The sequence below is a fragment of the Microbacterium sp. M1A1_1b genome, from assembly GCF_053345565.1.
The window spans coordinates 112,242-133,436 of the sequence record NZ_JBKFAJ010000006.1; the positions used below are offsets into that span (position 1 = coordinate 112,242).

Sequence of the window (21,195 nt, forward strand, 5' to 3'; positions counted from 1 at the left end):
GTGCCCCCACTGTGCCGGTTCTCCGGCCGAGCCGGTACAACGGGGGCATGAGCGCACACGAAGGCCACTCGTCCGCGACCGCCGTCGAGGGAGCCCGCGCCGTCCTCGGCGCCCTGCACCTCATCCGCTCGGGTCGGGACCGGCGGACGGCGACCTTCCACCGGGTGATCGGTGTGCGCCAGGTCGTGCAGGCCGGGGTGCTCGCCCGCGCCGGCTCCGGGAACGCCCACACCGTCGGAGCCGCGATCGACGCCGCGCACGCCGTGACGATGCTGCCGCTGCTGGTCGCGCCGGCTCCGTGGCGCCGGGTGGCTCTGCGACAGGTCGTGCTCGCGACGGCGTTCGCGATCGCTGAGGTCGCGCTGGTCGGCACGGGTCGTCGACACTAGCCGGTCCTGCGACGGCCGGACGACGGGGCTGTCGCGCTCCGGCTCGAGCACAGGGGACGCTCAAGAGCCGGAGCGTCGACGCTCTGGCGAGCCTCGGTGGGCAGGGGACCCGCCGATCGGGGTTGCTCGCTGACGAAGACACTACCCGGTCCGCACGAAGGGGGACAGACAGGTCCGTACCCCACTTCGGGCGTCAAACGGCCAGACCGCACGGTGCTCACCGGGTCGCCGCGTAGCGTCCGGTCCATGAGCAACAACGAGGAACAGACCGAGCCCGTCATGGACGGTGCCACCGACGCCACCAACCACGAGAAGCTGTCGGGCTTGATCGAGCAGGTCAACCACGACCACGGACACGAGGGCGCCGCGTCGATGGCCGACCACCTGCGCGATCGCATGGACGAGACCGGCGTCGAGTCCGAAGAGGCCGGCGACACCGAGGACTGAACCGGCCGCGCACTCAGGTGACGGGCGCGCGGAAGGTGCGCAGAGCCTCCAGGTCGTCTGCGTCGAGACCGGACCGGGCGGTGAACCGGTCTGCGTCGAAGTCGGCGACGACGGCGCGGAACGCGTCGGCGACGGTGGTGCCGTGCTCCGCGCACAGTGCCTGGATGCGGGCTTCCTGTCCCTGCACGCCCATCGCGGCGAACAGGTCGTTCGACACCGACAGGGTGCGCAGGTAGTCGTCGACGATCGCCTGCGGCTCGACGTCCGCCAGGGCCAACAGCACCAGCGCGACGATGCCCGTCCGGTCCCGGCCGCCGGCGCAGTGGAACAGCGCGCCTCCCGGTGCGGCCCGGGCCAGCGCCACCAGGGCCGCGGCCGTGCGCTCCGGCTTCCGGTCCAGGTGCGGGCCGTAGTACAGGGGCGTGCCGACCAGGCCGTTCGACCAGTAGCCGGACCAGAACGCGGTGTCCTGCAGGTCGTCGTGGTCCACCGCCACCGTCGTCAGCCAGCCCGGGCGTTCGCTGGTGTCCTGCGCACGCTCCTCGGGCGTCCGCAGGTCGACGACCGTGCGGATGCCCGCGTCGCGGAGTGCGTCCCATCCCCGTTCGGTGAGCCGGTCCACGGACTCGGACCGGAAGTACCGGCCGCGCGGCGTCGTCCCACCCGAGCGTCGTGGCAGTCCGCCGAGGTCGCGCGCGTTGCGCAGGCCGTCGGCGACGAGGGTGCGGTCGTCAGACATCCGGCCACGAAAGTGCATGATCCTCATGGATTCCTGGGAGAGTGAACGGGTGACCGACTGGCGGAACGACCTGCTCGACCGGATGCGCGCGTGGCCCGCGCTCGACGCCGTGCAGCTCTACGGGTCCGTCGCCACGGGCACGGTGGACGGCTGGAGCGACCTGGACGTGCGGGTCGTCGCCCACGCTCCGCTCGACGTCGAGGCCCTGCTCGACGCGCCGCTGTGGGCCTGGCAGCAGGCCGGCGCGCAGCTGCGGCTGGTCACCGGGGACGGTCGTTTCGTGGACCTGTCGGTCCAGGGCGCCGAGATGGTGCTGCCCCGGCCACCGTCCGACAATGCCCTCCGGTTCGACGCGGCACTGGCCGCCGTCCGGCTGGGTCGGGGGAACCTGCTCATCGGGCTCCACCTGGTGCTGGGGATCGGAAGGGAGGCCCTGGTCGAGTCGATGCGCACCGCCGACGCCGCCACGGGGACCGTCCACCACCCGCAGCCAACCCCGTGGGACGCGGACGCTGCCGAAGTGGCCGCGCTGACCACCGCACCGCTGGCGCCGGAGACGGCGCTGCGCGCGCTGGAGCTGGCCGGACGGCGGCGAGCCGCACGACAGGAGGGGTTCGTGCCCGACGAGACGGGCTTGCGTGCGCTGCTGCGGCGCGCCGACGCGTTCAGACGCGCAAGTCGCTGAACTCGGTGTCCACCTCGCCGAAGCGGTGCGCCGTGATCGAGACGGACTGCTCGCGCAGGTAGGGCAGCATCTCGATCAACCCGGCCTCGACCACCGGTGCCGCGTGGATCGCGACGTCGATGCTCGCGCCCAGCGCCTCTTCGAGCGCCAGTGGATCACCGCCGACCAGTCGGATGCGGGCCCCGGGTCCGCCGAACGCGGTGTGACGCGGCCGGTCCTGTCCCTGGGCGAGCACGACGTCGATGGCGTCCTGGGGCTGGTCGTCGGGGTTCGACCAGTCGTCCTGGAACACCGCGCCCGACGCCGCCCGGCGCAGGAAGTCGTCGTCCGACTCGACGACGTGGTCGACCACGTCGAGCGGTGCCCGGCGCGCGGCGAACAGCTGCGTGAGCGGCCCGGGCAGCGGGCGGGCGGTGCTCAGCAGCACGTGCGCACGACTGGCCGTGGCGGCAACGAGGGTCCGGACCAGGTCACCGTTCGAGGCGCCCTCGGCCTGCCGCACGATCACCGACTGGGGACGCCACCGCAGCACGTTCCGCTCGACGACCAGGCCGGCGGGGTCACGTGAGACCCCGAACTCGGCCGCCCGGGCCTGCACGTCGCTCAGAGCCCCGGCACGGACCTGGTCGAACTCCTCGAACGACAGGCCACTGCGCGCTGCCTCGACCACGGCAGTCACGCGGTTCGACAATCCGTGCAGCTGGATGCTCTTGTGGACCGTGCGGGGCGTGGGCTGCCACCGGCCGAGCGTGGCGACGGACATCGAGCCACCCGGCCGGGTACCGGTGCCGACGGCGGAGCGCTTCCACCCGCCGAGCGGGTTCCGACCGACGACCGCGCCGGTGGTGGGGCGGTTGACGACGAGGCTGCCTGCCTGGACCCGCTGGACCCACTCACCGACCTCGTCGGCGTCGAGCGAGTGCAGGCCCGCCACCAGCCCGTGGTCGGTGCCGTTCTGGATCGCGATCGCGTCGCCGAGGGTCTCCGCGTGCATGATGCCGAGCACGGGCACCGGCTGCGCGGTCTGGTGGGCGTCGCTGCCCGGCCGGACACCGTCGCGGATGCCCGGCGACCACAGCCGCCCGGAGTCGTCGAGCGGCGCCGGCTGCACCAACCAGGACTCCCCCGGTCCGAGCTCCGTCAGCGCCTGCAGGACCGCACCCGTCGGTTCGGCGACGAGTGGACCCATCTGTGCCGTCGGGTCGTCCGGCCACGCCACCCGGATCGTGCGGGTGGCGTCGACCAGTCCGCGACGGAAGCGTTCACTGTCGGCGAGGGAACCGACCAGCACGACGAGCGACACCGCATCGACTCCCTGCCCTGCCCGACCGAAGGCCGACCGCACGATGTCCTGCACGGCCAGGTCGACGTCCGCCGACGGGGTGACGACCACGACGTTCGTGCCGCCGGTCGCCGCGGTCAGGGGCAGCCCGGCACGCCACCACGTGAACGACCGGGCGGTGTCGGCAGCACCGGCGAACACGATGCGGTCGACGGCGGCGTGCGCGATGAGCTGACGCCCGAGGACGTCCTCGTCGAGGTCGACGAGCTGCAGCAGGGAGTGCGGGACTCCGGCGTCCCAGAGCACGTCGGCCACGACCGCGGCGGACCGCTTGGCCTGGGGCGCGGGCTTGAGCAGCACCCCGCTGCCCGCGGCGAGCGCCGCCAGCACGCCGCTGGCCGGACCGGCGACGGGCTCGGACCACTGCGGGACCACCACGGTCAGGCGGGGCGGGACGAAGGCGGCACCGGTGACGTCCACCAGGTGGCGCGCGCGGTCCGCGAAGTGGTGCGCGAAGTCGACCGCACGGCTGACCTCGGCATCGGCCTCGGTGAGGGTCGCGCCGGTCTCGGCGACGGCGACCTCGACCAGGTCGGCACGGCGGCCCTCGAGCTCGTGCCCGATCAGCTCGAGCAGCTCGGCGCGGTCGACCGGGTCCTGCCGACCCCAGTTGACGCCGGCCTGGGCGGTGCTGCGGACGATCCGCTCGAGCTTGGTGCGGTCGAGCACCCGCGAACCGCGGATGGTCTGCGCGCCGAGCTGCGACCGGGGCACCCGCCGCAGGACGTCCGCGGCCCACTGCCGGTTGGCCGGGACCGTCGGGTCGGTGACGGGCGCGTTGCGGAAGGCGTCGCGCGGGATGGGGTCGCCCGGGGACAGCCGGCGGTCCTGCGTGCGGTTGGTCGGCGGGACGGGCGCGTCGAGCGCGTCGACGGCAGCCGTCCAGCGGGCGTGCTCGCGGTCGAAGGCGGCGGGGTCGTCGCCGATCGCGAAGGCGGAGGACATGAACCCGTCGGCGCTGGCGTGCTCCTGCAGCCGCCGCGCCAGGTACCCGATCGCGGACCGGAAGTCGTCCGGGTGCACGACGGGGGTCGAGAGCACGACCCGTCCGACGTCGGCGCGGACGGCGTCGGCGTGCGTGGCCGTCATGCCGAGCAGCATCGCGACGTGCACGGCGTCGGTGACACCCCGGCGCTGTGCGAGCACCCACGCGGTGGCCAGGTCGAACAGGTTGTGTCCCGCGACCCCGATGTGGACGGCGTCGGTGCGCTCTGGCGTCAGTGCGGCGTCGAGCATGCGCAGGTACGCCGTGTCGGTCTCGCGCTTGCTGCCCCAGGTGGCCATCGGCCAGTCATGCAGGATCGCGTCGACGTGTTCGGTCGCCAGGTGCGCGCCCTTGACGAGCCGCACGGTGATCGGTGCACCGCCACGAGCACGTCGCGTGAGCGCCCACTGCGTCAGGGTCTCGAGTGCTGCGGCACTGTCGGGCAGGTACGCCTGCAGCGTGATGCCGGCGTGCAGTGCGTGGAACTCGGGACGCTCGAGCACGGCGCGGAACACGGCGACCGCCAGGTCCGTGTCACCGTGCTCGTCGACGTCGAGGGTGATCGTCGCGGGCTCGGGACGCGCTGCGGCCAGGCGATACAGGGGCACCAGCCGGTCGACGGCGCGCGCCACGGTCTGGTCGAACGCCCACGGCGCGGGCTGCGGCACGACGGATCCGATGGACACCGACACGCGGTCGACGTCGTCCCGCGCGAGCAGGTCCTGCACGCCCTGCAGCCGGCGGTCGCTGTCGGCGCTGCCGAGCACCGGCCCACCCAGCAGGGAGATGTCGAGGTCCGTGCCGTCGCTGCGGAGCTTGGCGAGCGCCGGTCCGAGCTTGGCGGGCGCGGCGTCGACCACCAGGTGGCCGGTCATCCGGCGCAGGATGCGGCGCGCGGTCGGGATGACGGCCCAGGGCGCCATCGTCGCGAAGCCACCACCGAAGGACACCGCGCCGCGCAGGTACCAGGCGAGCGCGTCCGGCACGCCCTGGCTGAGCTGCTCGAGGTGCCGTGCCGCCACGCGGGGGTCGTCGGGACGGATCACGCGGTCGATGAACCCGAGCGTGAAGTCGAGTCCCTGGTCGTCCTGCAGCACCTCGGCCAGACGGGCTGCACCGGGGTCGGGCTTGACGTCCGCCGATGCCGCGAGCCACCGTCGCACGAGTGCGGTGGCGTCGTCGGTGCAGTCCTTCAGGCGGGCGGTCGGCATGCTCCGATCGTAGGCGGGGGCGCCGACGCCACCTCGGAGCGCGCCGAGTGCTCGCCAAGTGTCAGTGATGTGCCAGCGTCGCGCCGCCTGCGGTCCGCATGGATACGCTGAGGGGATGCCGAAGCAGGGGGCCGACCGTCACGACTGGGCGACGTGGGACGCGTACCACGACGTGTGGCGCCGGTTGGACCGGGCGCTCGACCACGCCGTGCAGCAGGGTGCCGGCATCTCGATCCCGGAGTTCGAGATCCTGATCGGTCTGCACCGACAGCCCGACCACCGGCTGCGGGTCCGCGACGTCGCGGCGGGCATCGGCTGGGAGAAGTCCCGCGTCAGCCACCAGGTCACACGCATGGTCTCGCGCGGACTGGTCGAGCGCGCGGACTGCCCCACGGACGGCCGAGGCAGCTGGGTCGTCATGACCGCGGACGGCCGCCGCGCGGTGCTCGCCGGCATCCGCGCGCACACCGCGGCACTCGAGCACCTGTTCTGGAGGCCCGTGGCCGGTGACGCGGACACGCTGCGGTCCGTCAGTGCACGGATGCAGGACGCGCTCGGCCCCACCGACCCGGGCCTCTGACGCGGCGCGCCCATGCGCGCCGCGCAGGTCCCGCCGCGGACGTCCGTTTCGCACCCTGCTGCGGACATCGCGCCCCGGCAGTACGGGGCGCGATGTCCTCACGCGGGTGCGATGCGAGCCTCTCAGGCTGTGGTGCCCTGCAGGGCGATGGCCTTCCACACATCGAACTCGCGGTCGTTGCCCGTGACCGGCTGCCCCCACGCCTTGATCGCGACCTGCAGTTCTTCCTGGTTCTTGAGGCCGCGGAAGTACCCTGCTCCGACGACGGCGATGCCACGGTTGGTGGACTGGATGAGCTTCATGATGTTCTCCTTGCTGCGTTGATGGGATCGGCCGTCAGGCCTTGGTGCCGCCGATGGCGATCGACTTCCACACGTCGAACTCGCGGTCGTTGCCGATGAGCGGGTCGCCGAGCAGCGCCACGGCGCACGCCTGGAACTCGGCGGTCGGCAGCGCGTTGAAGTAACCGGGGCCCACCACAGCCGCCCCGCGCCCGCTCGACTTGATGATGATCAGCTCGTCATCGAGCTGCTGCGGCGGCGACGACGTGTCGTTGGCGAGCGGCGCATCCTCGATCAGCGGTGCCGGGTCGATGAACGATCCGTCCTTCGTGATGCCGAGGTGCAGGTGCGCACCGGTGGACACCCCCGTGCTCCCGACGAGGCCGATCTTCTGTCCTGCGGAGACCTTCGCCCCGGTGGACACCTGGAAGGCACTCTGGTGTCCGTACCAGCTCACGTACCCGTCGCCGTGATCGATGCGCGTCAGGTTGCCGTACCCGGTGTTCGTGCTGGTCTCGACGACCGTTCCGGACGCGACCGCGTAGATCTGCGTTCCGGTGCCCGCGGCGAAGTCCAACCCCTGGTGGTTGGTACTCCCGATGTCCCCGGGCGACTGACGCGGACCGAACGCCGACGAGATCGTGTGCCGCTCACGGAACGGGTACCGCCAGGCGACCGCGGCGAATGCCGGCGTCGCTCCGAACCCGAGACCGCCGAGCGCCGTTGCACCCGCCGCAATCCCGGCATAGGCGAGGATCTGGCGCCTGGTCGGGCCGTCCTCTCGACGTGATGTGTCCACGTTTCCCCTCTCGGGGGACGACCCCTTCGCCCCCATCCCGACGGTACCGACTTCGGTGAGGAGGTTGCAGTCGGCAACTCGGCCGACCTTTCCTGTACCCTTGTGCAGCCTTTTGTTCAGTGGTGACGGTGGTCCTGGATCGTCATGCGCGGGCCGAACGCGGGCTTGCGGAAGCCGCTCCCGCTGATCAGCCGCACGACGCGCTCCCGGTGTCCGCGCCACGGCTCGAGCAGCTCGAGCATGCCGTCGTCGTCGACCGGCCCACCCGTCAGCGCCCACCCGACGAGCGCCGGCACGTGGAAGTCCCCGACGCTCGGCGAGTCCGGGTCGCCGTGCGCGCGCTGCGTGGTCTCGGCAGCGGTCCACCGGCCGATGCCCGGGATCGACTGCAGCCGTGCGGCGACGACCGACCCGCCGCGGCCGAGCGTCAGCGTCCGTTCGAGCGCGGGCGCGACCTTCACCGCCCGCATCACCGTCGCGGAACGCCCGGGTTCGATGCCCGCGCGGTGCCATTCCCAGCTCGGGATCCGCGCCCACTCGTCGGCGGCGGGCGGCACGATCATGCCGGCCGGGGCCGGACCGGGCGCGGGTGTGCCGTACCGCCGAAGCAGGTACCGCCACGCGCCCCAGGCCTGGCGTGATGTGACTTTCTGCTCCAGGACGGCCGGCACGAGCATCGCGACGACGGTGTTCGTGCGGCACAACCGCAGCCCGGGTTGCCGGTGCCGGGCGTCGGCCAGGAAGGCGTTCCCCGACACGTCGAGGTCGGACCAGTCGTCGCCGCGGCCCACCAGGTCGGGTCCGTGCTGCACCGCCCAAGCCGCGCCGTTGCCCCACGCCGAGATCGCGATCGTGTCGCCGGCCTGCCGGATCGCGACCGAGGCCGGCCCGTCGGGTGTCCGCAGCGCGAGCCACACGTCGGGCCCGACCACGCGGAAAGCCGGGTCGCCGGAGCCGCGCTGCAGGGGCCGCAACGTCGCGGCCACGTCCACCGGGCCTCCAGGTCGGTACACCGTGTCGAGCCGGGTGTCCCCCGACGGACGCGGGGCGAGACGGACCTGGGGCATGACAGGGATGGTAAGCGAAACCACCGTCGGCCAAGATGGGACCTGTCCCACCCACCCGACAACGGAGTTACCCATGCGTATCGGCATCCTCACGTCCGGCGGCGACTGCCCCGGGCTCAACGCGGTGATCCGGGCTGCGGTCCTGAAGGGCATCGCGATCCACGGCTACGAGTTCGTCGGGTTCCGTGACGGCTGGCGTGGCGTGGTCGAGGGCGACATCGTCCCGCTCGGCCGCAAGGACATCCAGGGCATCGCGAAGCAGGGCGGCACGATCCTCGGTACCAGCCGCACCAACCCCTTCGAGGGCGAGAAGGGCGGCGTCGAGAACATCCAGCGGGTGCTCGAGCGCCACGGCATCGACGCCATCATCGCGATCGGCGGCGAGGGCACCCTGGCCGCCGCGAAGCGCCTGACCGACGCCGGGCTGAAGATCGTCGGCGTCCCGAAGACCGTCGACAACGACCTCGGCGCGACCGACTACACGTTCGGGTTCGACACCGCCGTCGAGATCGCGACCGAGGCGATGGACCGCCTGCGCACGACCGGTGAGTCGCACTCGCGCTGCATGGTCGCCGAGGTGATGGGCCGGCACGTCGGGTGGATCGCCCTGCAGAGCGGCATGGCCGCGGGGGCGCACGCGATCCTCATCCCCGAGCAGAAGACGAGCATGGCGCAGATCGCCGCGTGGGTGCAGTCCGCCTACGACCGCGGACGCGCCCCGCTCGTCGTCGTGGCCGAGGGCTTCGTCCCCGACCACGAGGACAACGCGCACACCGAGCGCGGACTCGACGCCTTCGGGCGCCCGCGCCTGGGCGGCATCGGCGAGCGCCTGGCGCCGCTGATCGAGGAGATGACCGGGATCGAGACGCGCGCCACCACCCTCGGGCACATCCAGCGCGGCGGAACGCCCACGGCGTTCGACCGGGTGCTCTCCACCCGGCTCGGGCTGGCCGCGGTCGACTCCGTGGTCGAGGAACGCTGGGGCCGCATGGTCGCGCTGCGCGGCACCGAGATCGTGCACGTGTCGTTCGAGGACGCGCTGGGTGAGCTCAAGACGGTGCCGCAGTCGCGGTACGACGAGGCCGCGATCCTGTTCGGCTGACCGGTCGCGCCCGCCCCGCCGGTGCGTCCGGTCGCGGCCTGGAGGCCCGGGGTAGCGTTCGGCGCGTGACCCGCGCCGTCCTCGTCTCCAGTTCCACCGCCCCCGTCGTCACCGACGTCGACGTCCCCGACCCGGGAGAGGGCGAGGCCCTGGTCGATGTCGCGTTCTCGAGCGTCAACTACAAGGACGGGCTCGCCCTGGCGCGGGACCCCGGTGTCGCGCGCATCGACCCGCTCGTGCCGGGCATCGACGTCGTCGGCACGGTCGCCGCGCTCGGCCCGGGGGTCCACGACGTGCGGATCGGCGACCGGGTGGTGCTGAACGGCGCCGGTGCGGGCGAGAACCGGCACGGCGGCTGGGCCGTACACGCCCTGGTGCCGTCGGCGTCGCTCGTCGTCCTGCCCGACGAGGTCGCCGAGGACTTCGCCGCGGCCGTCGGCACCGCCGGGTTCACCGCGGCGCTCAGTGTCATCGCGCTCGCCCGGTTCGTGGACCCGGCGGACGGTCCCGTCCTGGTGACCGGGGCCTCTGGCGGAGTCGGCTCGGTCGCGATCCCGCTGCTGGCGGGCCGGGGGTACCGGGTGACCGCGTCGACGGGTCGCACGGGGAACGCGGATGCGCTCCGGGCGCTCGGCGCGACCGACGTCGTCGATCGCGCGGCACTCGGCGAACGGGGTCGGCCGATGCAGCGGGCGACCTGGGCCGGCGCGGTGGACAGCGTCGGCGGTGCAACGCTCGCGAACCTGCTCGCGTCGACGCGGTGGGGCGGCGCGGTGACGGCGTGCGGCCTGGCGCAGGACGCCGAACTGCACACCACCGTGCTGCCGTTCATCCTGCGCGGGGTGTCCCTGCTCGGCATCAACTCAGTCGACGCACCCGCGGCGCTGCGCCGTCACGCGTGGGAGGTGCTCGCCGCCGAACTCGATCCGGTGCTGCTGGCCGGGGTGACCCGGACGGTGAGCCTGTCCGAGGCGATCGACGTCGGCCCCGAGGTCGTCGCTGGTCGGGTGCACGGCCGCACGATCGTCGACGTCCGCCGGTGACCGACGTCCCGCTGGACATAGCAAGCGTTTGCACATCAACACGTTAGGATCGGCATGTCAGACACCCGTTGCTGAGTGGAGTTCGTGATGCCGGTACCCAAGTCCTCGATCGAGACCTCACCGCGCAAGCTCCTGCGTGACGTCGTGTACGAGAAGATGCTCGCCGCCCTGCGCGACGGCACCCTGCAGCACGGCGAGCGCCTGAACGACGACGAACTGGTGCAGTGGCTGGGCGTCAGTCGGACCCCGATCCGCGAGGCCATCGCGAAGCTCGTCGACATCGGCCTGGTCGAGATGGAGGCGAACCGCTACACCCGCGTGGCGACGCCCACCCTGGACGACTGGGTGACCGCGACCCGCGCGATGGTCGGGTTCTTCGAACTCAGCCTGCGGTGGGGCGTGCCGGAGTACGACGACGCGACGGCGGACCGGATGGAGCAGCTGCTCGACCGCGCCGACGGCCTGCGCAAGGTCCGCGACAACGGCTTCAGCGGCGCTGTCACCGACATCGTCGAGTTCGCGATCGCGCACTCGGGCAACCCGCTCGTGCAGACCGCCGCGCAGGGTGCCCTCGAACGGGTGCGCTTCACGCTCAACCCGACCCCGGCGTTCGAGCAGTACGGCTCCGAGGCGTTCTTCTCGATCCTCCGCGAGGCCCTGCCGGAGCGCGACGGCGAGACCGCCGCCGAGGCTGGTCGCGCCCTGACCCGCAACTTCGAGCAGCACATCGAGTCGGTCCGCGCCGCGCGCGCCTGACCATGCTGCCCGTCGGCGAGGACGCGGAGCCCCAGCCGTACGAGCAGGCGTACCGCCGGATGCTCGCCGCGATCCGTGACGGCACCCTGGCGCGCGAGCAGGACCACGACGAACTCGAGCTCGGCCACCGATTCGGCGCCGGTCCCACCGAGCTGCGCGGTGCCCTCTACCGACTGACCTACCTCGGCCTGGCACGGCGGACGGGTGCGACGACCGTGCGCATCGAGTCCCTCGCACCCGAGCGGTGGGCCGAGGGCAGCTGGGCGGTCCTCGACCTGCTCGAGATCGCCGTCCGGGCCACCGTCCCGGAGATGACCGACGAGCAGGTCGCGCGCCACGGCGAACTCGTCGCCGCAGCCGGACGCGACGCCCGGCTGCGCTCGGACGCCCTGGACACGTCGATGCTCGCGACCGTGGCGTTCTGGGCGGACGAGACCCCGAACCACTTCGTCGGACGGCTGCTGCACCGCGTGTTGGAGCAGTACCGGTACGGTCTCGAGCCGTCGCCCCGGTGGCGCGTGGCCGGGATCGACCGCTGGCTCGCCGCCTCGGCACAGGCGGTGCAGCTCGGCGACCCCGTCAGCGCCCAGCAGGCCGTCCACGTCCTGGCGCGGATCTGGCCCGAGCACCTGCGGGACGTCGCGGTCGCCAGGGGGATGGACGATCCCGATGCGCTCCGAGCGCCCGCACCAGCGACGGACGCGACGGTCCTGGTCGACGACGAACCGGACCCCGCCTGGTTCGACCTGCTCGGCGCAGTCCGCGACGGCACGTGGGCGCCCGGCGAGGTCGTCACGACGGCGCGCCTCGCCCGGCAGTTCCGCGTGCCCGTCGCCCGGCTCGTCCCGATGCTCCGGCGACTCGAGCTGACGCGCCTGGTCCGTGCCGTCCCGGGCACCGATGACGCCGTCGTCGTGCACACGCCGGACCTGCGCGACTGGTCGGACTCGGTGCAGCTGGCGACGGGCATGTTCGAGGCCGCGTTCCGGCAGCGCGTCACCGACCTGTCCGACGCGGACGCCGAGGTGGTCCTGGCGTCGCTGCGGCGGATCGGGCAGCTCGGTCGCGCCCGGGACTACGGGTACGTCGTCGCGCTGCTGTCGTTCGCGCGCTCGTGCATCGACGGCCTGCGGAACTCGTTCCTGCGCGACTCGGGCCGGATCGCGATGGACCGGACCGCGTACATCATGGAGCGCCAGACGCCCTTCCGGCAGTGGGAGCTCGACGACTTCCTCGCGATGGCGGCGGACGCCGTCCGGGCACGCGACCCCGGGCTCGCGACCGAGGCCATGCACGCGTACGGCCGGCACATCGACGTGCACGTCGCCGAGGTCCGCGCGCGGTACGGCACGATGGAGCGATGACCGACGTCCTCGTCCATGCCACCGGCGTCCGCGTCACCCGCTCGGGTCGCGACCTGCTGCACGACGTCGACCTGACGGTCCGCGCCGGCGAGCACTGGGCGCTGCTGGGACCGAACGGCGCGGGCAAGTCGACCCTGCTCGCCGTGCTCGGCGCGACCGGGCACCCGTCGGCCGGCACCGTCGAGCTGCTCGGACACCGGCTCGGCCGCGTCGACGTGCGATCGCTCCGCGAACACATCGGCCACGTCGACCCGCGACACCGGATGCTGTCCCCGCTGACCGTGCACGAGACCGTGCTGACCGGCCGGACCGGGACGACCGACCTGATGCCACGGTGGGAGCCGAGCGCCGACGACCTGGCCCGGGCCGAGCAGCACATCGCCGACGTCGGGCTCACCGCGCGTCGGGATGCCCGGTGGCCGGTGCTGTCGCAGGGTGAGCGCGGCCGGGCCCTGATCGCCCGGGCGCTGATGGCCGACCCCCGCCTGCTGCTGCTCGACGAGCCGGCGACCGGGCTCGACGTCGCGGCCCGCGAGCACCTGCTCGACACCGTGGACGCCCTGCGGCACCGGCACCCCGACCTGGGCAGCGTGATGGTGACGCACCACCTCGAGGACCTGCCCACCTCGACGTCGCACGCGATGCTGCTGCGGGACGGCGCGGTGGTTGCCCGGGGAACAGCCGACCAGGTGATCACGTCGTCCGCGGTGTCGCACGCCTTCGACTTCCCGCTGGCGGTCGTCCGCGCCGAGGGTCGCTGGCACGCCCGTCGGGCAGGGCACGCCGTGTGATGCCGACCGTCGCGCGTCGGGTCGGCACGGGAGCGTGACGCGAGCGGTACCCAGGTGCCACGTGCCTGGAATGCGACGTCTCGTATTCTGCATGCGTGACGATCGCCGACACCCAGTCCACCACCGCGCACCGGCCCGCAGCGCTCCCGGCACCCACCCGGTCGATCTCGGTCCACACCCGTGCCGTCGCGGTCGTGCTCGCCGGGTACGCTCTCGCGCGGCTGGTGACCGTGAGCCTGCTGGCGGTGGGACACGTGCTCGCGCGGACCGGGTGGTGGCCCTGGACCAACTACGACGCCAGCCGTTCGTTCGGGGGCTTCCTGCAGTGGTGGGACGGCCACGCGTACCAGGTGATCGCGACGACGGGGTACCCGAGCACGCTGCCACGCACCACTGACGGGCTGGTCCAGCAGAACGAGTGGGCGTTCCTGCCCGGTTACCCGGCCGTCACACGCTGGGTGATGGACTGGACAGGGTCCGACTTCCCCGCCGCCGGCGCGCTGGTCAGCATCGTCGCCGGTGCCGCCGCGGTGGTCGCGCTCTACGCCGTGGTCGTGCACCAGTTCGGCGTCGACCGGGCCGTCCGTGCCGCGGTGCTCTTCGCGTGCAACCCCCTGGCGATCGTCTTCCACGTCACCTACGCCGAGACGCTGTTCCTGGCACTGTCGTTCACCGCCCTCGCCCTGCTGGTGCGCCGACGGTGGCTCACTCTGGTGCCCCTCGCGGTCGCGGCTGCGGCGGTGCGCCCCGGTGCGCTCTTCATCCCCGCCGCGCTCGGCGTGGTCTTCGTCGACGCCGTCCTGCGTCGCCGCCGGATGCCGTGGACACGATGGGTGGCCCTGGTCGGCGCGGGCCTGGTCACCGCCGCTGCCGGCCTGGCCTGGCCCGTCGTGGTGTCGGCGGTCACCGGGACCTCGGACGCGTACGTCCTGACCGAGCTCGCCTGGTGGCGGGACATCATCGGGGTGGTCGAGTTCGTCCCGCTTACCCCGTCGTTCCTGCTCGGCTGGTCGCTCGGTGGAGTGCTCGGTGTCGCCGTGGTCGCGGTCGCACTCGGCACCGTCACCGTCGTGGCGGTCCGACGCTCACGGGGCGCCGCACTCCCCCTGCGGGCCGCGGTGCTGTCGTACGGGCTGTACGTGGTCGCGGTGTTCCTGCCGCAGCAGAGCCTGTTCCGGCTGCTGCTGCCCGCGGCGCCGGCGCTCGGGTCGTCGACGTTCACCGGCACCCGCAGGCGGTTCGTCGTCACGTGCGGCGTCTTCGTCGCGCTGCAGCCCGTCGCGATCGTGTTCCTCTGGCTGACCTGGCCGCTCTGAGCGACGTCGGCCCGGCCGCTGGACCCGGACCCGCATCGGACGGGAGGCCCGTGGCGGCGTCGCCACGGGCCTCCCGTCCGATCTGGACTGCGGCTAGGGCCGCGCGCTCGCAGCGGCGCGCGCCGCTGCCGGCAGCGCCTGCAGCACCCGGTCGACGGCACGCTCGTCGTGGGCAGCCGTGACGAACCACGCCTCGAACACGCTCGGCGGCAGGGTCACGCCGGCGTCGAGCATCGCGTGGAAGAACGGCGGGTACCGCCAGGTGTCCTGCGCGCGGACGTCGTCGTAGTTGCGCGGCGCCGTCTCGGTGAAGGCGAACGAGAACAGGTTGCCGGCACGCTGCACGGTGTGGGCCACGCCCGCTGCGCTCAGCGCCTCGCTGGTCGCGGTCGAGATCACCGACGCCGTGCGGTTCAGCGACTCGTAGACCGCCGGGGTCGCTGCCCGGAGCGTCGCGATGCCCGCGGCGACCGCCAGCGGGTTGCCCGAGAGCGTGCCCGCCTGGTAGACGGGACCGAGGGGTGCCAGGAAGTCCATCACCTCGCGCTTGCCGCCGAGCGCGGCGAGCGGCATGCCCCCGCCGATGACCTTGCCGAACGTGATCAGGTCGGGCTTCCACCCGGCCCCGTCGGGCACCGTGCGCGAGGCCTCGAGCCCCCACCAGCCGGCGGACCCGACCCGGAACCCGGTCAGGACCTCGTCGACGATGAGCAGCGCGCCGTGCGACTGCGTGATCTGCGCCAGCGCGCGGTTGAACCCGCGGTCCGGTGCCAGCACGCCCATGTTCGCGGCGGCGGCCTCGACGATGACGGCAGCGATGCGCTCGGAGTGGGTGTCGAACGCCGCGCGCACGGCGTCGAGGTCGTTGTACGGCAGCACCAGGGTCTGCGCGGCGGTCTCGGCGGTGATGCCCGCACTGCCCGGCATCGCCAGGGTCGCGACCCCCGAGCCGGCCTCGGCCAACAGCGAGTCGGAGTGGCCGTGGTAGTGGCCGGCGAACTTCACGAGCAGGTCGCGGCCGGTGTACCCGCGCGCCAGGCGGATCGCGGTCATCGTGGCCTCGGTGCCGGTGGACACCATGCGGATCTTCTCGATCGGCCCGTCACCGTCGACGGACACCCGCTGCTTGACGAGTTCGGCGAGCTCGGTCTCGCCGGGGGTCGATGCCCCGAAGGACAGTCCCCGCGCTGCGGCCTGCTGGACCGCCTGGACCGTCTCCGGATGCGCGTGCCCGAGGATCGCGGGCCCCCACGACGCGACCAGGTCGACGTACTCGCGCCCTTCGGCATCGGTGACGTAGGGGCCCTTCGCCGACACCAGGAAGCGCGGGGTCCCGCCGACCGAGCCGTACGCGCGCACCGGTGAGTTCACGCCCCCGGGGATGCTGTTCTTCGCGCGCCCGAACAGCTGGTCGTTGGTGGTCGCTGTCGTGGTCATTCGGGGGCCTTCCCGGTCGAGGCGATGCCGGCGACGGCAGCGGTGGTGCCGGCGGTGCGCAGGCCGGCTTCCTGGTTCAGTCTGCGTGCGATGTTCACGGCGAAGTACGTCAGGATCGCGTCGGCTCCGGCGCGCTTGATGCCGACGAGCGACTCCATCGCGGCGGCGTCGCGGTCGATCCACCCGTTCTGCGCTGCCGCGGTGATCATCGCGTACTCGCCCGAGATCTGGTAGGCCCAGACCGGCACCGGCGAGGTGGCAGCGGTCTCCGCCAGCACGTCGAGGTAGCTCATCGCCGGCTTCACCATGACGATGTCGGCACCCTCGTCGACGTCGAGTGCGACCTCGCGCAGCCCCTGCCGACCGTTCGCGGCGTCGATCTGGTAGGTCCGCCGGTCCCCCACGAGCGAGGACGACACGGCTTCGCGGAAGGGGCCGTAGAACGCCGACGCGTACTTCGCCGCGTACGCCAGCAGCGCGGTGCCGCTGTGCCCGGCCGTGTCGAGCGCGTCGCGTGCGGCCGCGATCTGGCCGTCCATCATGCCGCTCAGGCAGACGAGCTCGGCACCCGCCCGGGCCTGGGCGACGGCCATGTCCCGGTACCGCAGCAGCGTCGCGTCGTTGTCGACGGAGCCGTCGGCCGCCAGCACCCCGCAGTGCCCGTGGTCGGTGAACTCGTCGAGGCACAGGTCGGACTGCACGACGAGCGCGTCGCCGACCTCGGCCTGGGCGACGCGGATCGCGACGTTCAGGATGCCGTCCGGGTCGGTCGCCCCCGAGCCGGTCGCGTCCTTGTGCTCGGGCACGCCGAACAGGTTCACACCGCCGATCCCCTGCTCGGCCGCCTGCACCAGCGCCCGGCGGAACGAGTCGAGCGAGTGCTGCTGCACGCCCGGCATGCTCGAGATGTCGATCGCCTCGGTCGCCCCTTCGCGGATGAACATCGGCAGCACGAGCTCGGCGGGGTGCAGCCGGGTCTCGGCCACCAGGCGTCGCATGGCGGGGGTCGCACGCAGTCGACGCGGGCGGACCTGGGGGAAGCGTCCAGTCACGGGGGGCCTTCCTGATCGGGAGTGGATGGGTCGAGGGCCTCGACGACGGCGTCGAGCAGGGCTTCGGCGGACCGCGAGTCCGCGGTCACGTGGACGGGCAGCCCGGCGGCACGGGCATCGGCCGCGGTGCCCGGACCGATGCAGGCCACGATCGTGCCCGGGTCGAGCGGGCTCATCCGGCGGGCGACCTCGCGGGCGACGCTGCCGCTCGTCACGAGCACCGCGCGGGGCACGGCGTCGAGGACGACGGGTCCGTCGCCGGTCCCCACGGTACGGTACGCGACCGGGTCGTCGACCTCGATGCCGCGCGCGCGCAACCCGTCGACGAGCGTGGTCGCGGCGATCTCGGAGCGGGGGAACAGGACGGCGCCGTCGGTGTCCGGCAGCGCCTGCACCAGTCCGGCCGCCGACGTGTCGTCCGGTACCAGGTCGACCCGCCAGCCGACAGCACGTGCGGCTCGCGCAGTCGCGTCGCCGACCGCCGCCACCCGCAGGTCGGACGGGAGGCTCGGGGCGCGTCCGGCCAGGACCGTCACGGCCGTCGCGCTGGTCACCACCAGCCAGGAGTACCCAGTCGGGATGGTTCCGTCCTGACCGTGATCTGCTCCGCCGTCCGGGTCGGCTGGTCCGCCCGCGCACAACCGGCCGAGTGCGCGCTCGAGCGGCCCGTCGTCCAGCGGCGGCTCGGTCCGGATGAGCGGGACGATCCGGGGGTCGAGGCCCCGCGCACGGGCGGCCCCGGCGACGCGCTCGCCCCAGTCGCCATCCCGCGGGATGACGACGACGGGCGGGTGCGTGTCCGTGTCGACCTACTTCGTGGAGTCGGCGAGTTCGGCGAGGTCACCGGCGCCGTTCTCGAGCAGTTCGGCGGCGACACGGGTGCCGACCTCGAGCGCCTCGGCCAGACGGTCTGCCGGCGAGCCGTCGAGCACCGCGGCGTGCGACGCCGTCCGGTACTCGGAGCCGTCGGGACGGTACACCGTCGCCGAGACCAGCAGCATCTCGGCGTCGACGATGGCCGTCGCGCCGATCGGGGCCGAGCACCCGGCTTCGAGCTTCGCGAGCACCTGCCGCTCGGCCGACACGGTCAGCCGCGTGGGCGCGTGCTCGATCTTGCGGAGCGCCGCCACCAGGTTCCGGTCGGACTCGTCCGCACGGGTCTCGATCGCGAGCGCACCCTGCCCCGGGGCACTCGGCCAGAAGCCCAGGTCGAGCAGCTCGGTCGCTTCGGACAGGCGGTCGATGCGGCTCAGCCCGGCGGCGGCGAGCACCACGGCGTCCAGGTCGTCGAGCACCCGAGCCAGCCGGGTGTCGATGTTGCCGCGGATGTCCACCACGTCGAGGTCGGGACGCTTCGCCTTGAGCTGCGCGGCACGACGGGGCGACCCCGTGCCGACCTTGGCGTGCTCGGGCAGCGTGTCGATCGTCGCGGCGTTCCGGGCGACCAGGACGTCGCGGGCATCGGCGCGCTTGGGGACTGCCGCGATGGTCAGCCCCGGGTAGGGCGCCGTCGGCAGGTCCTTGAGCGAGTGCACCAGGACGTCGACCTCGCCCGCGACCAGTGCTTCACGCAGGGCGGAGGCGAACACGCCCGTCCCGCCCAGGCTGGCGAGACTGGCGCGGTTGGTGTCGCCCTCGCTGGTCACCGTGACGAGCTCGACGGGGCGACCGGCTGCCTTGGCCAGGCGGTCGGCCACGTCCTGGGACTGGGCGACCGCCAGGCGACTGGCACGGGTGCCGAGGCGGATGGGACGGACGGGGTCGCTCGGGTCGGCGGCCGCGGTCACGGGGCGACGCCGGCGGCGGCCGGCTTGAACCCGGCGCGCTCGTTCTCGCAGCACCCCGGACGGCAGACGTCGTACCAGGGCCCGATGTCGGTGAGGTGCGGACGCTCGGCCTTGGACAGACCGTTGACCCGCTCGAGCACCAGGTCCACGAGCCCGGAGACGTACGCCGGGTCGACACCGGGCGTCTGGGTGCGCAGCGACCACAGCCCGAGTTCACCAGCGGTCTCGGTGGCTTCTTCGTCGAGGTCCCACATGACCTCCATGTGGTCGCTCACGAAGCCGAGCGGCACGATGAGCACGGCGCGGGTCGGGCCGCCCTTGACGTCGTCGTTGAGGTGGTCGTTGATGTCGGGCTCGAGCCACGGCTGCGTCGGGGGGCCCGACCGCGACTGGTAGACGAGCTTCCACGCGGGCTTGGTCGTGCCCTGCAGGTGTGCGTGCTCGGGCTGCTCGACGAGCTCGGACCAGGCCTGGTCCAGCACCACCTGCGCCACCGCCTGGTGTTGGGCTGCATAGGCACCACCGTCGCCGAACCCGCGGAAGTCCGGGCCGGACTTGGCAGCGTCGGACGAGGGGATGGAGTGCGTGGAGAACAGGATGCGCAGCTCGGTCGCGACGTCGAGCCCGTCGTTCTCGGCAATCGCGCGGGCCATGCCGTCACGCACGCCGTCGACGAAGGGCCGGACGAAGCCGGGGTGGTCGAAGAACTGCCGGATCTTGTCGATCTGGATGGTGTCGATCAGCCCGGTGGCGTCGAGCACGCGGGCGTAGTCCTCGCGGTACTGGCGGCAGCTCGAGAACGACGAGTAGGCGCTGGTGGCGATGGCGATGAGCTTGGTGTAGCCCTTCTGCCCGGCCTCGGTGAAGGCGTCTTCCAGGTAGGGAGCCCAGTTGCGGTTGCCCCACAGCACCGGCAGGTCGATGCCGCGCGCGGCCAGTTCGGCCTCGAGTGCGGCCTTGAGCGCGCGGTTCTGCGCGTTGATCGGGCTGACCCCGCCGAAGTGCCGGTAGTGGTGCGCGACTTCTTCGAGTCGCTCGTCCGGGATCCCGCGGCCACGGGTGACGTTGCGCAGGAACGGGATGACGTCGTCCTGACCCTCGGGGCCGCCGAAGCCGGCCAGCAGGATCGCGTCGTACGCGGTCGGGGTCTCGACGTGCTCGGGGCCGGACGCCGCCGCGGGGGTAGCTGCCAGGACGGGCTGTCCGTTGGTGATCAGGCTGGTGTCGGTCACGACAGGATCTCCGGGAGTTCGGCGGTCGTCACGCGACGACCGGTGTAGAAGGGCACTTCTTCGCGGACGTGCATGCGGGCCTCGGTGTAGCGGAGGTCACGCATCAGGTCGACGAGGTCCACCAGGTCGGGGCTCTCGAGCGGCAGGATCCACTCGTAGTCGCCGAGGGCGAAGGACGCGATGGTGTTCGTCAGGACCCGACGGTACTTGGCACCGGCGACACCGTGGTCGCGGAGCATCTTCGAGCGCTCGTCCTCGGGCAGCAGGTACCACTCGTAGGACCGGACGAACGGGTAGACCGTGATCCAGGCCTCGGGGTCCTTGCCGCGCAGGAACGCCGGCGTGTGCCGCTTGTTGAACTCGGCCTCGCGGTGCATGGCCATCGCGTGCCACACCGGCTCGGCGTCCTGGAACACCGCGGTGCGGCGGACCTGACGCAGCACCGCCTGGATCGCCTGGGCGTCGTCGCCGTGCAGCCAGATCATGACGTCCGCATCGGCGCGGAAGCCGGAGACGTCGTAGAAACCGCGGATCGTGACGCCTCGCTCGGCACCGGCGGCCACTACGGCGTCCAGCTCGGACACCCCGTCGGCGCCGACGGTGTCGACGTGACCGGTCGGCCGGCGGAACACGGCCCACAGCGCGTACGCCGTCATCAGGTTGGGGTCGATGCCCGAGTCCGGTGCGGTCTCGTGCGGTGCGGTCTCGTGTGCTGGTGTCGTCGGCTCGGTGGAGCTCATCTGGTCCGTGGTCCCATCAGTTGCAGAACGTGGTCCGCCGGTCCCCGACA

General features: G+C 72.7%; 21 protein-coding genes. 10 read left to right on the forward strand and 11 right to left on the reverse strand.

Annotation, left to right across the window (positions count from 1 at the left end):
• The first annotated feature begins 47 nt into the window (after positions 1-47).
• The gene (locus ACLBWP_RS14655) at positions 48-389 is read left to right on the forward strand and encodes a hypothetical protein (RefSeq protein ID WP_447655739.1); all 342 of its coding nucleotides are present in this window, start codon (positions 48-50) and stop codon (positions 387-389) included.
• A gap of 246 nt (positions 390-635) precedes the next feature.
• Entirely contained in the window at positions 636-836 is a 201-nt protein-coding gene (locus tag ACLBWP_RS14660; protein ID WP_243563445.1) for a hypothetical protein, read from the forward strand.
• Positions 837-849: 13 nt separating this feature from the next.
• On the opposite strand, the gene ACLBWP_RS14665 is transcribed toward ACLBWP_RS14660, so the two are convergent.
• A complete protein-coding gene (locus ACLBWP_RS14665) occupies positions 850-1,575 on the reverse strand; it encodes a tyrosine-protein phosphatase (protein ID WP_447655740.1) in 726 nt (241 codons plus the stop codon).
• Between the two features lie 49 nt (positions 1,576-1,624).
• On the opposite strand from ACLBWP_RS14665, the gene ACLBWP_RS14670 reads away from it, so the two are divergent.
• Positions 1,625-2,260, forward strand: coding sequence for a nucleotidyltransferase domain-containing protein (locus ACLBWP_RS14670; protein ID WP_447655741.1), 636 nt, complete (start codon positions 1,625-1,627; stop codon positions 2,258-2,260).
• Here the strand turns inward: ACLBWP_RS14670 and ACLBWP_RS14675 are convergent.
• Complete coding sequence (locus tag ACLBWP_RS14675; protein WP_447655742.1) at positions 2,241-5,798, reverse strand: proline dehydrogenase family protein; 3,558 nt, start codon at positions 5,796-5,798, stop codon at positions 2,241-2,243. The two genes, ACLBWP_RS14670 and ACLBWP_RS14675, sit on opposite strands and share 20 nt — an antisense overlap.
• Before the next feature lie 115 nt (positions 5,799-5,913).
• Here ACLBWP_RS14675 and ACLBWP_RS14680 point away from each other — a divergent pair, with 115 nt between their 5' ends.
• Positions 5,914-6,378, forward strand: coding sequence for a MarR family winged helix-turn-helix transcriptional regulator (locus ACLBWP_RS14680; protein ID WP_243563442.1), 465 nt, complete (start codon positions 5,914-5,916; stop codon positions 6,376-6,378).
• Positions 6,379-6,500: 122 nt separating this feature from the next.
• Here the strand turns inward: ACLBWP_RS14680 and ACLBWP_RS14685 are convergent, their stop codons facing one another.
• The 3 genes from ACLBWP_RS14685 to ACLBWP_RS14695 form a co-directional block, all read right to left on the reverse strand.
• Positions 6,501-6,680 (reverse strand): hypothetical protein, encoded by a 180-nt coding sequence (locus ACLBWP_RS14685; RefSeq protein ID WP_243563441.1) that lies wholly within the window; start codon positions 6,678-6,680, stop codon positions 6,501-6,503.
• A gap of 34 nt (positions 6,681-6,714) precedes the next feature.
• Positions 6,715-7,458, reverse strand: coding sequence for a M23 family metallopeptidase (locus tag ACLBWP_RS14690; RefSeq protein WP_243563440.1), 744 nt, complete (start codon positions 7,456-7,458; stop codon positions 6,715-6,717).
• Positions 7,459-7,574: 116 nt separating this feature from the next.
• Entirely contained in the window at positions 7,575-8,525 is a 951-nt protein-coding gene (locus tag ACLBWP_RS14695) for a DNA-3-methyladenine glycosylase family protein (protein ID WP_447655743.1), read from the reverse strand.
• A 73-nt stretch (positions 8,526-8,598) separates the two neighbouring features.
• On the opposite strand from ACLBWP_RS14695, the gene ACLBWP_RS14700 reads away from it, so the two are divergent.
• From ACLBWP_RS14700 to ACLBWP_RS14725, 6 genes are all read left to right on the forward strand, one after another.
• Positions 8,599-9,627, forward strand: a complete 1,029-nt coding sequence (locus ACLBWP_RS14700) for a 6-phosphofructokinase (protein WP_243563438.1) — start codon at positions 8,599-8,601, stop codon at positions 9,625-9,627.
• A gap of 65 nt (positions 9,628-9,692) precedes the next feature.
• On the forward strand, positions 9,693-10,670 hold the full coding sequence (locus tag ACLBWP_RS14705) for an acrylyl-CoA reductase family protein (RefSeq protein WP_447655744.1): 978 nt from the start codon (positions 9,693-9,695) through the stop codon (positions 10,668-10,670).
• A gap of 87 nt (positions 10,671-10,757) precedes the next feature.
• Positions 10,758-11,426, forward strand: a complete 669-nt coding sequence (locus tag ACLBWP_RS14710) for a GntR family transcriptional regulator (RefSeq protein WP_243563436.1) — start codon at positions 10,758-10,760, stop codon at positions 11,424-11,426.
• A gap of 2 nt (positions 11,427-11,428) precedes the next feature.
• Positions 11,429-12,790: a hypothetical protein gene (locus ACLBWP_RS14715; protein WP_447655745.1), complete on the forward strand. Its 1,362-nt coding sequence runs from the start codon at positions 11,429-11,431 to the stop codon at positions 12,788-12,790.
• A complete protein-coding gene (locus tag ACLBWP_RS14720; RefSeq protein ID WP_447655746.1) occupies positions 12,787-13,581 on the forward strand; it encodes an ABC transporter ATP-binding protein in 795 nt (264 codons plus the stop codon). The genes ACLBWP_RS14715 and ACLBWP_RS14720 overlap by 4 nt, the downstream gene beginning before the upstream one ends.
• A 95-nt stretch (positions 13,582-13,676) precedes the next feature.
• Positions 13,677-14,897, forward strand: a complete 1,221-nt coding sequence (locus ACLBWP_RS14725; protein WP_447655747.1) for a hypothetical protein — start codon at positions 13,677-13,679, stop codon at positions 14,895-14,897.
• 93 nt (positions 14,898-14,990) lie between these two features.
• On the opposite strand, the gene hemL is transcribed toward ACLBWP_RS14725, so the two are convergent.
• The 6 genes from hemL to hemQ form a co-directional block, all read right to left on the reverse strand.
• Entirely contained in the window at positions 14,991-16,334 is a 1,344-nt protein-coding gene (gene hemL / locus ACLBWP_RS14730) for a glutamate-1-semialdehyde 2,1-aminomutase (protein WP_447655748.1), read from the reverse strand.
• Positions 16,331-17,386 (reverse strand): porphobilinogen synthase, encoded by a 1,056-nt coding sequence (gene hemB / locus ACLBWP_RS14735; protein WP_447655749.1) that lies wholly within the window; start codon positions 17,384-17,386, stop codon positions 16,331-16,333. The genes hemL and hemB overlap by 4 nt, the downstream gene beginning before the upstream one ends.
• Positions 17,383-18,027, reverse strand: coding sequence for a uroporphyrinogen-III synthase (locus ACLBWP_RS14740; protein WP_447655750.1), 645 nt, complete (start codon positions 18,025-18,027; stop codon positions 17,383-17,385). Before ACLBWP_RS14740 ends, hemB begins: the two co-directional genes overlap by 4 nt.
• Positions 18,028-18,195: 168 nt before the next feature.
• Positions 18,196-19,173, reverse strand: coding sequence for a hydroxymethylbilane synthase (hemC, locus tag ACLBWP_RS14745; RefSeq protein ID WP_447655751.1), 978 nt, complete (start codon positions 19,171-19,173; stop codon positions 18,196-18,198).
• Entirely contained in the window at positions 19,170-20,405 is a 1,236-nt protein-coding gene (locus tag ACLBWP_RS14750; RefSeq protein WP_447655752.1) for a ferrochelatase, read from the reverse strand. The genes hemC and ACLBWP_RS14750 overlap by 4 nt, the downstream gene beginning before the upstream one ends.
• Positions 20,402-21,145, reverse strand: a complete 744-nt coding sequence (gene hemQ, locus ACLBWP_RS14755) for a hydrogen peroxide-dependent heme synthase (protein ID WP_447655753.1) — start codon at positions 21,143-21,145, stop codon at positions 20,402-20,404. Before hemQ ends, ACLBWP_RS14750 begins: the two co-directional genes overlap by 4 nt.
• Positions 21,146-21,195 lie beyond the last annotated feature (50 nt).